Here is a 15,312-nt window from a genome sequence, read left to right as displayed (position 1 = left end):
CCCACAGGGGTTCTCGGTTCCTTCAGTTGCCGGTGCTAGCGCCTCCACCGGTCAGCGTTGTTCGATTGGCACGAACTTGCGCTGTTCGACGCCGATGTATTCGGCACTCGGGCGGATGATGCGGTTGTTGGCTCGTTGTTCGAATACATGCGCCGCCCAGCCTGTCAGGCGCGAGCAGACGAAAATCGGGGTGAACAACTTGGTCGGGATGCCCATGAAGTGGTACGTCGACGCATGGTAGAAGTCGGCGTTCGGGAACAGTTTCTTTTGCTCCCACATGGTCTTGTCGATGGCTTCGGAAACCGGGAACAACACGGTGTCGCCCACTTCGTCAGCGAGTTTTTTCGACCAGCCCTTGATCACCTCGTTGCGCGGATCGTTGTCCTTATAGATCGCGTGACCGAAGCCCATGATCTTGTCCTTGCGCTCAAGCATGCCGAGGGTGCCTTTGATCGCCTCTTCCGGCGACTTGAAGCGCTCGATCATTTCCATCGCCGCTTCGTTGGCGCCGCCGTGCAGCGGACCACGCAGGGAACCGATGGCAGCGGTGACGCAGGAATACATGTCCGACAGGGTCGAGGCGCAAACACGGGCGGTGAACGTCGAGGCGTTGAACTCGTGCTCCGCGTAGAGGATCAGCGACACGTTCATCACTTTGACGTGCAACTCGCTCGGCTTCCTGTCATGCAGCAGGTGCAGGAAGTGGCCGCCGATGGACGCCTCGTCAGTCACGCAATTGATGCGTTTGCCGTCGTGGCTGAAGCGATACCAGTAGCACATGATCGCCGGGAACGCGGCCAGCAGGCGGTCGGTGACGTCGTGTTGTGCGCTGAAGTCTTTTTCTGGTTCGAGGTTGCCCAGGAACGAGCAGCCAGTGCGCATCACGTCCATCGGGTGGGCGTCGGCGGGGATGCGTTCCAGTACTTCTTTCAGCGCTTGCGGCAGATCGCGCAGCTTGCTCAGTTTGTCGACATAAGCAGCGAGTTGCGCTTTGGTTGGCAGTTCGCCGTACAGCAGCAGGTAAGCGACTTCTTCGAATTGCGCGTCAGCCGCCAGTTCACGAACGTCGTAGCCACGATAGGTCAGGCCTGCGCCCGACTGGCCCACGGTGGACAGTGCGGTTTGCCCGGCAACCTGGCCACGGAGCCCGGCGCCACTGAGTACTTTTGCTTCGGCCATTGCTGTCTCCAGTTTTTTGAGTTTGTTAGGGAAACGTGTAGGAGCGAAGCTTGCTCGCGAAGGCGTTGTCTCAGGTGACATTTATGGTGAATGTCAGTCAGTCTTCGCGAGCAAGCTTCGCTCCTACAGGGCTTTCATTACTTCTTCGCAGCAAACAACGCATCGAGCTTCTGCTCGAAGGTGTGGTAGTCGATGCGGTCGTAAAGCTCCATGCGGGTCTGCATGGTGTCGATCACGTTCTGTTGCGTGCCGTCGCGGCGGATCGCGGTGTAGACGTTTTCCGCCGCTTTGTTCATCGCGCGGAAGGCCGACAGCGGGTACAGCACCAGCGACACGTCGGCAGCGGCGAGTTGCTCGGTGGTGTACAGCGGCGTCGCGCCGAATTCGGTGATATTGGCCAGGATCGGCGCTTTCACGCGGTTGGCGAACAGCTTGTACATGTCCAGTTCGGTGATGGCTTCCGGGAAGATCATGTCGGCGCCAGCCTCGATGCACGCCGCGGCGCGATCCAGGGCAGATTCCAGACCTTCCACCGCCAGTGCATCGGTGCGGGCCATGATCACGAAGCTGTCGTCGGTACGAGCATCAACAGCCGCTTTGATCCGGTCGACCATTTCCTGCAGCGAGACGATCTCTTTATTAGGACGGTGACCGCAGCGCTTGGCGCCGACCTGATCTTCGATGTGAATCGCCGCTGCGCCGAACTTGATCATCGACTTGACGGTGCGCGCCACGTTGAACGCCGAAGAACCGAAACCGGTGTCCACGTCCACCAGCAGCGGCAGGTCGCACACGTCGGTGATGCGACGCACGTCAGTCAGCACGTCGTCCAGACCGGTGATGCCCAGGTCCGGCAGGCCGAGGGAGCCAGCAGCCACCCCGCCACCCGACAGGTAAATCGCCTTGAAACCGGCGCGCTTGGCCAGCAGCGCGTGGTTGGCGTTGATCGCGCCGACCACTTGCAGCGGATGCTCGCTGGCGACCGCATCGCGGAAACGCTGGCCTGGAGTGCTCTTGTTGGAACTCATGACTCACCTCGTTCAGTGGCTGTCTTATTGGCGCCGTCCTGGTAGTGACGGGCGATATTGCGTTTGGAGGCGCCGATGTGGCGGCGCATCAACAACTCGGCCAGTTCACCGTCACGGTCGGCGATGGCATCGAGAATCCGGTGGTGCTCGGCAAAGGCCTGGCGCGGCCGATTGGGCGTGGTGGAAAACTGGATGCGGTACATGCGCACCAGTTGATACAGCTCGCCGCAGAGCATCTGGGTCAGCGTGCGGTTGCCGCTGCCCTGAATGATTCGGTAATGAAAGTCGAAATCGCCTTCCTGCTGGTAGTAGCCGACGCCGGCCTGAAACGCCGCGTCGCGCTCGTGGGTTTCGAGCACCCGGCGCAGCTCGTCGATTTCTTCGACGGTCATGCGCTCGGCGGCCAGGCGACAGGCCATGCCTTCCAGGGATTCGCGGATTTCGTAGAGTTCCAGCAGCTCGGCATGACTCAGCGACACTACCCGCGCGCCGACGTGCGGTATGCGAACCAGCAGGCGCTGGCCTTCCAGGCGATGGATCGCTTCGCGCAGCGGTCCGCGGCTGATGCCATAGGTGCGCGCCAACTCAGGCTCGGAGATTTTGCTGCCCGGGGCGATCTCGCCTTTGACGATGGCCGCCTGGATACGCCGGAAGACGTTCTCGGAGAGTGTCTCCGAATCGTCCTGCACTGCGACGGGGGGATCGAGTTGACCCAACATATTGTCGACACCTTGTAAGCTAATGCGGCAAAAACTAGCGAATACAGGCCGAACAGTCAAAGGATAAATAGGTATTGTCGACAATCGTCTAATAACCGCTTGCACCATAACAACGCAGCACACCTGTTTATAGCCGCCTGCCAGCGCTGGCGCCATAAAACCACCGTGCTAGAATGCCGCCCGCATTTGCTTGTCATCTGCATCTGCACGGCTTGTCATAAATAGCTGATAGGCATACGAGGGAGCTTGCGCAGCGATGCCAGGGCCTTGAATCGAAGTACGGACCGCTGCGCACCAGGATTTATGAGACTCAAGCCCTTCCCCACATTCCTTTATCTTCTTTGCCTGCCCGGTGTTGCTGCGGCAGGGGAAAAGACTGTGTACGGCCTCAACGAGTACGCCTCGCTGGATGGCATTGACCTGGAAGTCGCGGCCAAACTCGACACCGGGGCGAAAACCGCTTCCTTAAGCGCACGGGACATCAAACGTTTCAAACGCAATGGCGAATCCTGGGTCCGTTTCTACCTGGCCATCGACGCCGCGCATTCGCACCCGATCGAACGGCCATTGGCCCGGGTCAGCAAAATCAAGCGCCGCGCCGGCGACTACGACCCGGAAGAAGGCAAGAAATACACCGCCCGCCCGGTGATCGAGCTGGATATCTGCATGGGTTCGGCATCGCGCAGCATCGAAGTGAACCTGACCGACCGCAGCGCCTTCCAATACCCGCTCCTGATCGGCTCCGAAGCACTTAAACGCTTCGATGCGCTGGTCGACCCCAGTCTTAAATACGCTGCTGGCAAACCCGCCTGCGCCACCGACGCTCATACCGCAGAGTAATTCCAATGCGCTCTCTTAACCTCCACCTGAAAATCCTGATCGCCATTCTGGTGGTGCTGGGCATTTCAGTTACGGCCTATCAGATCTTCGTGCTCGGGATTCCCGTGACCGAAGACGCCACTGACGACTTGTGGAACATCGACGCCAAGGTCGAGTTCGTCGCCAGTGCCAAGGACCCGGTCAAGATCCAGATGTTCGTGCCGCCGCTGAGCCGCGACTTTGTGAGCCTGAACGAAAGCTTTATCTCCAATAACTACGGCGTGGCGGTGAACCGGATCGATGGCAACCGCAAGGTCACGTGGTCGGCACGTCGGGCCAAGGGCAACCAGACCCTTTATTACCGCCTGGTGCTGACCAAACGTTATTCCGGCGAAAAATCCAAGATCAAAGGCCCGACCTTCCGCGACAGTATCGCCGTCGAAGGTGCGGAAAAAGTCGCCGCCGAAGCCCTGCTCGCGCCGATTCGCCAGCACTCGGCCGACGTCGAAACCTTCGTCGGCGAAGCGATCAAGCGCGTCAACAATCTCAACGACGACAACGTGAAGCTGTTGCTCGGCGGTGATCCTTCCACCGCGAACAAAGCCCGGATCGTCGAGCTGGTGCTGTCCATCGCCCACGTGCCAGTGGAGAAGGTCCACACCATCCGTCTGGTGGCCGACCAACCGCAAATCCCTGAACTCTGGTTGCGCAGCTTCAACGGCACCGATTGGCTGTACTTCAACCCGGAAACCGGCGAACAGGGCATGCCGACCGACCGCCTGCTGTGGTGGACCGGCGACGAAAACCTGATCACCGTTGATGGCGGCAAGAAAGCCAACGTAACCTTCAGCCTGAACAACAGCGAAATGAACGCCATTCGCCTGGCCAAGCTGACCGACGAAAACACCGACGCCAACTTCCTCGAATACTCGCTGTACGGCCTGCCGCTGCAAACCCAGCAGACGTTCATGATCATGGTGATGATCCCGATTGGCGTGCTGGTGATCCTGATCCTGCGCAACCTGATCGGCCTGCAGACCCTCGGCACCTTTACCCCGGTGCTGATTGCCCTGGCCTTCCGCGAGACGCAGCTGGGCTTCGGGATTGTGCTGTTTACGATCATTACCGCACTGGGGCTGTCGCTGCGTTCCTACCTTGAACACTTGAAGCTGCAAATGCTGCCGAGGCTGTCGGTGGTGCTGACCTTTGTCGTGGTACTGATCGCGGCGATCAGTCTGTTCAGCCATAAACTTGGGCTGGAGCGCGGGTTATCGGTGGCGCTGTTCCCGATGGTGATTCTGACCATGACCATCGAACGCCTATCGATCACCTGGGAAGAACGCGGCTCCGGGCATGCCCTGAAAGTGGCAATCGGTACGCTGTTCGCCGCCTCCCTGGCGCACCTGATCATGAGCGTTCCGGAACTGGTCTACTTCGTGTTCACCTTCCCGGCGATCCTGTTCATTCTGGTGGGCTTCATGCTGGCCATGGGTCGCTATCGCGGCTACCGCCTGACCGAGCTGATCCGCTTCAAAGCGTTTCTCAAGGCTGACTCGTAATGTTCGGTTTCTGGAAGACCTGGAAGGCCCTGGAAGCCCGGGGCATCATGGGGATCAATCGGCGTAACGCAGACTACGTGCTCAAGTACAACAAGCGCAGCCTGTACCCGATTGTCGATGACAAGATCATCACCAAGGAACGCGCGATTGCCGCCGGGATTAACGTGCCGGAGTTGTACGGGATCATTTCCACCGAGAAAGAAATCGACAACCTCGACCAGATCATCGGCGGGCGTAACGACTTCGTGATCAAACCGGCCCAGGGCGCGGGCGGTGACGGCATTATTGTGGTGGCCGACCGTTTCGAGGGCCGTTATCGCACGGTGTCCGGAAAGATCCTCAGCCATGAGGAACTCGAGCACCATATCTCCAGCATCCTCACCGGCCTGTATTCCCTGGGCGGCCACCGTGACCGGGCGCTGATCGAATACCGCGTGACCCCGGACCAGATTTTCAAGAGCATCAGCTACGAAGGCGTGCCGGACATTCGCATTATCGTGCTGATGGGTTACCCGGTGATGGCCATGCTACGCCTGCCGACTCGCCAGTCTGGCGGCAAGGCTAACCTGCACCAGGGCGCCATCGGCGTCGGTGTCGACCTGGCAACCGGCCTGACCCTGCGCGGCACCTGGTTGAACAACATCATCGCCAAACACCCGGACACCACCAACGCAGTGGACGGCGTGCAATTGCCCTACTGGGACGGCTTCATGAAACTCGCCGCCGGTTGCTATGAGCTGTGCGGGCTGGGTTACATCGGCGTGGACATGGTGCTCGACCAGGAGAAAGGCCCGCTGATTCTTGAGCTGAACGCCCGGCCGGGGTTGAACATTCAGATTGCCAACGATTGTGGGCTGACGTTGCGTACCCATGCGGTCGAGGCGCGGCTGGAAGAATTGAAGGCTCGCGGGATTAGCGAGACCGCGCAGGAACGGGTGGCGTTTGTTCAGGAGATGTTTGGGCATATTCCGCCGGTTGAGGGTTGATCCCTTGTGGTTACACACATTCTTTTGTGGCGAGGGAGCTTGCTCCCGCTCGGCTGCGCAGCAGTCGTAAAATCGGCCGACTCGGCCTGCCTGACACTGTTGAGGTGAATGGTTTTGGGGCCGCTTCGCAGCCCAGCGGGAGCAAGCTCCCTCGCCACAGGTTTCTTGCCAGCCGCTATGGATGTGTCTCTTCCCGACATCCCCTCTAGGAGCAAATCCTGCAGAGGACTACAATCGCCACCCCGCCTCGATGGCTGATCTGCCCCGCCCATGTTGACCTGTTCCGTACACCCGCTGCCCTATCGCGCCAACCCCGCCGAGTACTTCGCGGCGATTCGTCATGCCCCCGGCGCCGTGCTGCTCGACAGTGGCCGGCCAACGGCTGATCGCGGTCGTTTTGACCTGCTCAGCGCTTGGCCGTTGGCGCAGTTAGCCGTGTTGCCGAACGAAAGCGGCGGCGATTTCCTGCAACGTCTTCGGGACAATCTGACACGACTGGGTAAAGCGTCAGTCCCGAATGACCTGCCTTTCGCTGGCGGTTTGATTGGCTACCTGAGTTACGACTTCGGCCGTCATCTGGAGAATCTGCCGAGCCAGGCGCAAGACGACCTGCACTTGCCGGATGCGCGTTTCGGTCTGTATGACTGGGCGTTGATCAGCGATCACCAACTGATTACAAGTCAGTTGGTGTTCCACCCGACGCTGATCGAAAGCGAGCGGCAACGTTTGATCGCGCTGTTCAGCCAGCCAGCCTCTGAACCGGCCGAACAGTTCAAGCTGAAAGCCCCAATGAGTGCCGATCTCAGCGCCGACGATTATCGCCAGGCCCTTGAACGGATCCAGCAGTACATCCAGGCCGGCGACTGCTATCAGGTCAACTTCGCCCAGCGCTTTCGCGCGCAATGCCAGGGTGACCCATGGACCGCGTATTGCGCGCTGCGGGCGGCCTGCCCGACGCCGTTTTCCGGTTTCCAGAGCCTGCCTGACGGCGGTGCGGTGCTGAGCCTGTCACCGGAGCGTTTCGTCAAAGTCAGTGAGCGTCAGGTGGAAACCCGCCCGATCAAAGGCACCCGCCCTCGCGGTCTGACACCTGCCGAAGACGCCGCAAACGCCGCCGAACTCTTGGCCAGTCCCAAGGAACGCGCCGAGAACCTGATGATCGTCGACCTGATGCGCAACGACCTCGGTCGCACCTGTCGCATCGGTTCGGTGCGGGTGCCGGAGTTGTTCAGCCTGGAAAGCTATCCGAACGTGCATCACCTGGTGAGCAGCGTTACCGGTGAACTGGCGCAAGACAAGGACGCATTGGACCTGATCGCCGGCAGCTTCCCCGGCGGTTCGATTACCGGCGCGCCGAAAATCCGCGCGATGCAGATCATTGATGAACTGGAGCCGACCCGGCGTGGGTTGTACTGCGGTTCGTTGGTTTACCTGGACGTGCGCGGCGAGATGGACAGCTCCATCGCCATTCGCAGTTTGCTGGTCAAGGGTGGGCAGGTGTGTTGCTGGGGCGGCGGCGGGATTGTTGCTGATTCGGAGTGGCAGGCTGAGTATCAGGAATCGATAACCAAGGTGAAGGTGTTGCTCGATACCCTGCAAAACCTTTAGCTTTTTGTGGCGAGGGAGCTTGCTCCCGCTGGGGTGCGAAGCGCCCCCAAAATCCTCGCGACTGCTTCGCAGCCGAACGGGAGCAAGCTCCCTCGCCACAATGTTGTGTTTACAAACTCAACGCCCGATTCGAGGCCTTGATGAATTCCTGCTTCAACTCCGCAAAGGTATGCACCGCCGGGAACTGCGGGAACTCGCGAATCACATTGTCCGGCGCATGGAACAGAATCCCGGCATCCGCCTCGCCCAGCATCGTGGTGTCATTGTAGGAATCACCCGCCGCGATCACCCGGTAGTAAAGACTCTTGAAAGCCAATACCGACTGACGCTTGGGATCTTTCTGACGCAACTGATAGCTCGTCACCCGCCCGGCATCGTCGGTAATCAGACGATGGCAAAGCAAGGTCGGGAAGCCCAGTTGACGCATCAGCGGCTGGGAAAACTCGTAGAACGTGTCCGACAGAATCACCACCTGGAAGCGCTCGCGCAGCCAGTTGACGAACTCGATGGCGCCGTCCAGCGGCTGCAGCGTGGCGATCACTTCCTGGATGTCGGAGAGCTTCAGGCCATGCTCGTCGAGGATTCGCAGGCGCTGCTTCATCAGCACGTCGTAATCGGGAATGTCCCGGGTGGTGGCCCGGAGGGATTCGATTCCGGTTTTTTCGGCGAAGGCGATCCAGATTTCCGGGACCAGCACACCTTCAAGATCCAGACAGGCAATTTCCACAAGACACTCCCATTTGTATTGATTATTGAGTCGAGCGAGCAAAAAGATTGCCGAACTCTAGCGACTCGGGCCAGCCTGCGCAACGCAGAGGGGCGCCAGCGGCTGTAGGATTTTGGTACCATCTGGTCCATATAGAGCGCCAAGCGCCACTGACCTGTAGGAAGCCGCCCTGATGAGCCCAACGTTCGACGTCGTGGAACTCGCCACGACCTATGCCAACAAATCCGCGCAGGACATCCTGAAGCTCGCGTTCGCCGAGTTTGGCGATGATCTGTGGATATCTTTCAGCGGCGCCGAAGACGTGGTGCTGGTGGACATGGCCTGGAAGCTGAACAAGAACGTCAAAGTGTTCAGCCTCGATACCGGGCGCTTGCACCCCGAGACCTACCGTTTCATCGATCAAGTGCGCGAGCACTATAAGATCGACATCGAACTGGTGTCGCCGGACTACACGAAACTTGAACCGTTCGTGAAGGAAAAAGGCCTGTTCAGCTTCTATAAGGACGGCCATGGCGAATGCTGCGGCATCCGCAAGATCGAACCGCTGCGTCGCAAACTGTCCGGCGTCACCGCTTGGGCCACCGGCCAGCGCCGGGACCAGAGCCCGGGCACCCGCAGCGCCGTCGCGGTGCTGGAGATAGACACCGCGTTCTCCACGCCCGAGCGCACCCTGTACAAGTTCAACCCGTTGGCGCAAATGACCAGCGAAGAAATCTGGGGTTACATCCGCATGCTGGAGCTGCCGTACAACAGCCTGCATGAGCGTGGGTTCATCAGCATCGGCTGCGAGCCTTGCACGCGCCCGGTGCTGCCGAACCAGCATGAACGTGAAGGTCGCTGGTGGTGGGAAGAAGCGACGCAGAAAGAATGCGGGTTGCATGCGGGGAATATCATCAGTAAATCCAAGGCTTAACCATCAGTCTAGTGAGATCCAAATGTGGGAGCGGGCTTGCTCGCGAAAGCGGTCTGACATTCAACAATGATGCTGAATGTGCCGGCCCCTTCGCGAGCAAGCCCGCTCCCACAGGTTCGATGTCTACTTCAAATTAATGTGTACACACGAATGTCACCATAAGTGCCATTTATGTGTGCACTTTTAGTTCCTTCGCCCCGAAAAGTTACATCCTCCTTTCCTGACTTCCTCAGTCGATCTTTCTAACGAATCCCGTAAGAAAATAAATACCTGTTCAAACGGTCAATTTATATCGCCTGATTTTCAGTTACTTATCTTCAATCAATAACAAAACGAAATTACAGAAGAACTTCATAGATCTTGAGCTGGCATAGATCTGGCTTTAGCGCACTTATATTTTGTATACAATCACAATCAAAACATACACACACTTTAGATCCGCAAGCCTGAAGCGCCCTATCCCGTACAGGCTGCAGATGCCCCGTAACCAGTGATGCTCGCCACCCGCGACGAAGATTTGTCGAGCCCACGCTCATGCACAGTCATCGCGGCCTTCGAGCATCAGGAGCCTGCCGGAATGCGTACTAGCCTATCCAATAACAACATCGCGCTGGATCTGCCCTCCTCTCAACCTGCCCACAACCTTCACGATCAAACACTTCAGGCCCCGGTGGTGCTCAGCCCCCGTTTGCATAACAAAGACCTGGCACCCACCAAGGCTGAAGGCCGGCGCTGGGGTCGTTACAGCATCTTTGCCCTGTGGACAAATGATGTGCACAACATCGCCAACTATTCGTTCGCCATCGGCCTGTATGCCTTGGGGCTGGGCGGTTGGCAGATCTTGCTGTCGTTGGGGATCGGCGCGGCGCTGGTGTATAGCTTCATGAACCTCTCCGGCTACATGGGCCAGAAAACCGGTGTGCCATTTCCGGTCATCAGCCGCATCAGTTTCGGCATTCACGGGGCGCAAATTCCTGCACTGATTCGCGCCATTATCGCCATCGCCTGGTTCGGAATTCAGACGTACCTCGCGTCGGTGGTCTTTCGGGTATTACTGACAGCGGTGCATCCCGGTTTCGCCGATTACGACCACAACTCGATCCTCGGCCTGTCGACCTTGGGCTGGGTGTGTTTCGTGGCGATCTGGTTCGTGCAACTGGGGATTCTGGCGTACGGCATGGAGATGGTACGGCGCTACGAGGCGTTTGCCGGGCCGGTGATTCTGCTGACCGTCGCCTCCCTCGCCGGGTGGATGTACTTCCAGGCCAACGCGACCATCGCCTGGTCGATTCGCGAACCGCTGACCGGTGGCGAGATGTGGCGCAATATCTTTGCCGGCGGTGCGCTGTGGCTGTCGATCTACGGCACGCTGATCCTCAACTTCTGCGACTTCGCCCGCTCTTCACCATGCCGCAAAACCATCAAGGTCGGAAATTTCTGGGGCCTGCCGGTCAATATTCTGGTGTTCGCCAGCATCACCGTCCTGCTCTGCGGCGCGCAATTTCAGATCAACGGCCGGATCATCGAAAGCCCAACGGAAATCATCGCCTCGATCCCCAACACCTTCTTCCTGGTGCTCGGTTGCCTGGCGTTCCTGATCGTCACCGTGGCGGTGAACATCATGGCCAACTTCGTCGCCCCGGCCTTCGTGCTCAGTAACCTGGCGCCGAAATACCTGACCTTCCGCCGCGCCGGGCTGATCAGCGCAACCATCGCCGTGTTGATCCTGCCGTGGAACCTCTACAACAGCCCGTTAGTGATCGTGTATTTCCTGTCCGGCCTCGGCGCTCTGCTCGGCCCGTTGTACGGGGTGATCATGGTCGACTACTGGCTTGTACGAAAAGGTCAGGTCAACGTGCCGCAGTTGTACAGCGAAGACCCCAACGGCGCTTATTACTACAGCCGAGGCGTCAATCTGCGCGCCGTGGCGGCGTTTATTCCTGCAGCGTTGATCGCCATCGTCCTGGCGCTGATGCCGGGTTTCCACTTGGTATCGCCGTTCTCCTGGCTGATTGGCGCCGGGATTGCAGGGATGCTCTACCTGATCATCGCCAAGCGGCAGCCTTATTACGCCGACGTCAGCGGTGAAGCCATCGCGGTCGATAACGTCAGCCATTAATCCCATCGCGGCCCGGCAGTGTCGGGCCGCAGAACCACCCCGCTATAAGGACTTTCCATGCGAATTCTCGTGGTCAACGTCAACACCACCGAATCCATCACCCAGGCCATCGCCCGCCAGGCCCAGTCCGTGGCCGCGCCCGGCACCGAAATCATCGGCCTGACGCCACATTTCGGTGCCGATTCCATCGAAGGTAATTTCGAAAGCTACCTGGCCGCCATCGCGGTGATGGACCGGGTCATGTCCTACGACCAGCCGTTCGACGCAGTGATTCAGGCTGGCTACGGCGAACACGGTCGCGAAGGCTTGCAGGAATTGCTCAATGTGCCCGTCGTCGACATCACTGATGCCGGCGCCAGCACCGCGATGTTCCTCGGCCATGCTTACTCGGTGGTCACTACACTGGATCGCACTGTGCCGTTGATCGAGGATCGCCTCAAGTTGTCGGGGCTGTGGGACCGTTGCGCGTCGGTGCGGGCCAGTGGATTGGCGGTTCTGGAACTGGAGTCCGATCCGCAACGCGCGCTGGAGGCGATTGTTCGCCAGGCGGAATTGGCGGTGCTGGAGGATAAAGCCGAAGTCATTTGCCTGGGCTGCGGCGGCATGGCCGGGCTGGATGAGCAAATCCGCCAGCGCACCGGCGTGCCGGTGGTGGATGGCGTGACGGCGGCGGTGACCATTGCTGAGTCGTTGGTGCGGTTGGGGTTGTCGACGTCGAAAGTGCGGACTTATGCAACACCGCGGCCGAAGACGATTATTGGTTGGCCGGGGCGGTTTGGCAGGTAGACCGAGTTATCGTTCTTCGCGAGCAAGCCCGCTCCCACATTGGATCTGCGTCGTATACAAATCCTCTGTAGGAGCGAGGCTTGCCCGCGAAGGCCACAACTCGGTCTTAAGCCTGGCTCAAAGCGCACTAAACCGCTCCCCCAGCCCCTGCTCCGCAAACTGCTCAATGATGAAATCCACAAACGCCCGGGTCTTGCCCGGCAGCAGTTTGTGTTCCGCGTAATAGATCGAAATGTTGCCATCATCGACGTACCAATCCGGCAATACCCGCTGCAACGTCCCGGCCTGCAGATAGCCCACGGCAAACGGCATACTCACCAGCGCGATGCCCAAACCCTGGGCGGCGCTGGCACACGCTGCTTCCGAATCGCTCATGGTCATCCGTGCCTTGAGCACCAATGGACTGTGTTGCTGGGTGCGACTGGTCAGTTGCCAGGAGCGCACGCGACCGGTTTGCGGTGAGCGGATGAGAATCCCGTCGCACAGTTTGAGGTCATCAGGTTCGACAATCGCCTCGCGCCCTGCCAGATATTCGGCCGACGCCACCAACACTCGATGAGCCGGGGTCAGCTTGCGCGCCACCACGCCCTGGGGCAGCTCGAATCCGCCGCCAATCGCCGCATCAAACCCCTGAGCGATCAGGTCAACCTGACGATTGTCGAAATGCCAGTCCGGATTGATCGCCGGATAGCGCCGCAGAAACTCCCCCAGCAACGGCACGACATACAAACGCCCGAACACCGTGCCCATGCTGACTTTCAGCGTACCGGCCGGTCGCCCTTCGGCGCTGGCGAGGTTGGCCACGGCGTTTTGAATGGTGTTCAGGCTGGCGCTGACTTCGCCCAAAAACAACTGACCAGCCTCGGTCAACGTCAGGCTCCGGGTACTGCGCTGAAACAGCCGCACACCCAATCGCGCCTCAAGTTTGGCAACACTTTTACCTACCGCTGCCGGGGTCAGGCTCAGGCGCCGCGCGGCTTCGGCGAAGCTGCCGACTTCGGCGCTGCGTACGAAGCATTCGATACAGTTGAAGGTTTCCATAAGCACCACTATAAACAACTGGTTTACACAGACTATACAATTAAGGCCTACACAGAGGGTAATGCGAGGCCGATACTCGACTCCAACAACAAGGCAGCCCGCCTTGAATTTTCTGGAGATCGGCATGACCACTCAACACCTCAGCGGTAAAGTAGCTCTGATTCAAGGCGGATCCCGCGGTATCGGCGCCGCCATCGTCAAACGCCTGGCCGCTGAAGGCGCGGCAGTCGCCTTTACTTACGTCAGCTCCGCCGCCAAGGCTGAAGAATTGCAAAACAGCATCACCGGCAACGGCGGCAAAGCCCTCGCCATCAAGGCCGACAGCGCCGACGCCGAAGCCATTCGTAGCGCCGTGACCGCTACCGTCGAAGCCTTTGGCCGCCTGGACATACTGGTCAACAACGCTGGCGTGCTGGCTGTCGGACCGCTGGAAGATTTCAAACTCGAAGACTTCGATAAAACCCTGGCCATCAACGTGCGCAGCGTATTCGTCGCCACCCAGGCCGCAGCCAAGCACATGACCGAAGGCGGTCGCATCATCAACATCGGCAGCACCAACGCCGACCGCATGCCCTTCGCCGGTGGCGGCCCGTACGCGATGAGTAAATCAGCACTGATCGGCCTGACCAAAGGCCTGTCCCGCGACCTCGGCCCACGGGGCATCACCATCAACAACGTACAACCGGGCCCGGTCGACACCGACATGAACCCGGCCGACGGTGACTTCGCCGAGAGCCTGATCCCGTTGATGTCCGTGGGTCGTTACGGTAAAGCCGAAGAAATCGCCAGTTTCGTCGCTTATCTGGTCGGCCCGGAAGCCGGTTACATCACCGGTGCCAGCCTGACGATCGACGGCGGCTTTGGCGCTTGATGATCTAAATCGCTGAAACAAAAACGCCGGCAACCTTCATCAGGTCGCCGGCGTTTTTTTATGCGCCGCGTTTAGGCCCACTCAAGCACTGGCAAGCCGCACTCGCCCGGTTTGAAGGCCTTCAACGTACGAAGAATGCCATCAGCGTGTGCGTACTTTTCATCGGCCATGGCCGCATCCGGGATCGCAATTGCGGTCATCCCCGCCGCTTTTGCCGCCGTGACGCCAAACGGCGAATCTTCGAACACCAGGCAGTCCTCGGGAGCGACACCCAGGCGCCGTGCCGCCGTCAGGAAAATATCCGGCGCCGGTTTGGCCGCACCAACTTCCGGGTCATCAGCGGTAACAATGAAGTCGAACAGCGCAAACCAGTCGCGGTGCAGCGTGGTTTTCTGGCCAAACGACTGGCGAGAAGAGCTGGTGCCCACCGCAATCGGAATGTTGTTAGCCTTCAAGTGCCGAACCAATTCCTCGGCGCCCGGCATCGCCAGTGCCGAGGGGAAACGCTCGCGCATCAGGGGTTCACGGATCACCAGAAACTCTTCGGCGGTGATCGGCAGGTCCAGCGCCTCGACCACGTAGCGCGCAAGGTCACCCGCGCCACGGCCGATGATGTTCTGTTTGATGCTCCAGTCGAAGGTCCGGCCATAACGCTCGGCGATCATGGAGGTGACCTCGGTGTAGATGCCCTCGGTGTCCAGCAGCAAGCCATCCATGTCGAAAATCACGGCCTTGATCGGGCCGAACGCTTTCAGTGGTGCATTCATCGCATCTGATCCGTTTTTAATGACATCCCAGGCGGCTCAGGTACGGCCAGTACTCGGATCGATTAAAGGGTTCAGCAGCATAACGAGCGCGGCTGGCTTAGGGCAACGGGCAATGCCCTGCGGATGAAAAAACCTGCATCCATGATTTAGCGATTATCCCTACAGCAAACACCTCCTTTCCTGACTTCTT

At 59.2% G+C, this 15,312-nt stretch carries 14 protein-coding genes; 8 read left to right on the top strand and 6 right to left on the bottom strand.

Features of this window, described 5'->3' with window-relative positions:
• Positions 1 to 51 precede the first annotated feature (51 nt).
• From prpC to RHM58_RS18570, 3 genes are all read right to left on the bottom strand, one after another.
• Positions 52 to 1,179 carry a 2-methylcitrate synthase gene (gene prpC / locus RHM58_RS18580; RefSeq protein WP_201202071.1) on the bottom strand — a complete coding sequence of 376 codons (1,128 nt, stop codon included), beginning with the start codon at positions 1,177 to 1,179 and terminating at the stop codon, positions 52 to 54.
• A gap of 137 nt (positions 1,180 to 1,316) precedes the next feature.
• Positions 1,317 to 2,207, bottom strand: coding sequence for a methylisocitrate lyase (gene prpB, locus RHM58_RS18575; RefSeq protein WP_201202069.1), 891 nt, complete (start codon positions 2,205 to 2,207; stop codon positions 1,317 to 1,319).
• A complete protein-coding gene (locus RHM58_RS18570) occupies positions 2,204 to 2,926 on the bottom strand; it encodes a GntR family transcriptional regulator (RefSeq protein WP_416195263.1) in 723 nt (240 codons plus the stop codon). The genes prpB and RHM58_RS18570 overlap by 4 nt, the downstream gene beginning before the upstream one ends.
• A gap of 303 nt (positions 2,927 to 3,229) precedes the next feature.
• Between RHM58_RS18570 and RHM58_RS18565 the strand changes: the two genes are divergently transcribed.
• The 4 genes from RHM58_RS18565 to pabB all read left to right on the top strand — a co-directional run bounded on the left by RHM58_RS18565 (position 3,230) and on the right by pabB (position 7,898).
• A complete protein-coding gene (locus RHM58_RS18565) occupies positions 3,230 to 3,766 on the top strand; it encodes an ATP-dependent zinc protease (RefSeq protein WP_201202067.1) in 537 nt (178 codons plus the stop codon).
• A 5-nt stretch (positions 3,767 to 3,771) separates the two neighbouring features.
• Positions 3,772 to 5,304 carry an inactive transglutaminase family protein gene (locus RHM58_RS18560; protein WP_201202065.1) on the top strand — a complete coding sequence of 511 codons (1,533 nt, stop codon included), beginning with the start codon at positions 3,772 to 3,774 and terminating at the stop codon, positions 5,302 to 5,304.
• Positions 5,304 to 6,290 carry an alpha-L-glutamate ligase-like protein gene (locus RHM58_RS18555; RefSeq protein ID WP_201202064.1) on the top strand — a complete coding sequence of 329 codons (987 nt, stop codon included), beginning with the start codon at positions 5,304 to 5,306 and terminating at the stop codon, positions 6,288 to 6,290. Before RHM58_RS18560 ends, RHM58_RS18555 begins: the two co-directional genes overlap by 1 nt.
• A gap of 270 nt (positions 6,291 to 6,560) precedes the next feature.
• A complete protein-coding gene (pabB, locus tag RHM58_RS18550; protein ID WP_322267848.1) occupies positions 6,561 to 7,898 on the top strand; it encodes an aminodeoxychorismate synthase component I in 1,338 nt (445 codons plus the stop codon).
• A gap of 109 nt (positions 7,899 to 8,007) precedes the next feature.
• On the opposite strand, the gene thrH is transcribed toward pabB, so the two are convergent.
• A complete protein-coding gene (gene thrH / locus RHM58_RS18545; protein WP_201202060.1) occupies positions 8,008 to 8,625 on the bottom strand; it encodes a bifunctional phosphoserine phosphatase/homoserine phosphotransferase ThrH in 618 nt (205 codons plus the stop codon).
• Between the two features lie 172 nt (positions 8,626 to 8,797).
• Between thrH and RHM58_RS18540 the strand changes: the two genes are divergently transcribed.
• The 3 genes from RHM58_RS18540 to RHM58_RS18530 all read left to right on the top strand — a co-directional run bounded on the left by RHM58_RS18540 (position 8,798) and on the right by RHM58_RS18530 (position 12,443).
• Entirely contained in the window at positions 8,798 to 9,538 is a 741-nt protein-coding gene (locus RHM58_RS18540) for a phosphoadenylyl-sulfate reductase (protein ID WP_008027340.1), read from the top strand.
• A 577-nt stretch (positions 9,539 to 10,115) separates the two neighbouring features.
• Entirely contained in the window at positions 10,116 to 11,657 is a 1,542-nt protein-coding gene (locus RHM58_RS18535; protein WP_201255925.1) for an NCS1 family nucleobase:cation symporter-1, read from the top strand.
• A gap of 57 nt (positions 11,658 to 11,714) precedes the next feature.
• The gene (locus RHM58_RS18530; protein WP_201202055.1) at positions 11,715 to 12,443 is read left to right on the top strand and encodes an aspartate/glutamate racemase family protein; all 729 of its coding nucleotides are present in this window, start codon (positions 11,715 to 11,717) and stop codon (positions 12,441 to 12,443) included.
• 117 nt (positions 12,444 to 12,560) lie between these two features.
• Here the strand turns inward: RHM58_RS18530 and RHM58_RS18525 are convergent, their stop codons facing one another.
• Positions 12,561 to 13,484, bottom strand: coding sequence for a LysR family transcriptional regulator (locus RHM58_RS18525; protein WP_201202053.1), 924 nt, complete (start codon positions 13,482 to 13,484; stop codon positions 12,561 to 12,563).
• A gap of 124 nt (positions 13,485 to 13,608) precedes the next feature.
• Here RHM58_RS18525 and RHM58_RS18520 point away from each other — a divergent pair, with 124 nt between their 5' ends.
• A complete protein-coding gene (locus tag RHM58_RS18520; RefSeq protein ID WP_322267847.1) occupies positions 13,609 to 14,355 on the top strand; it encodes a 3-oxoacyl-ACP reductase family protein in 747 nt (248 codons plus the stop codon).
• 71 nt (positions 14,356 to 14,426) lie between these two features.
• On the opposite strand, the gene RHM58_RS18515 is transcribed toward RHM58_RS18520, so the two are convergent.
• Entirely contained in the window at positions 14,427 to 15,122 is a 696-nt protein-coding gene (locus RHM58_RS18515; RefSeq protein WP_201255926.1) for an HAD-IA family hydrolase, read from the bottom strand.
• Positions 15,123 to 15,312 lie beyond the last annotated feature (190 nt).

It is taken from the genome of Pseudomonas sp. 10S4 (assembly GCF_034344865.1).
Taxonomy (GTDB): Bacteria; Pseudomonadota; Gammaproteobacteria; order Pseudomonadales; family Pseudomonadaceae; genus Aquipseudomonas.
This window is presented reverse-complemented; position numbering and strand designations above follow the sequence as displayed.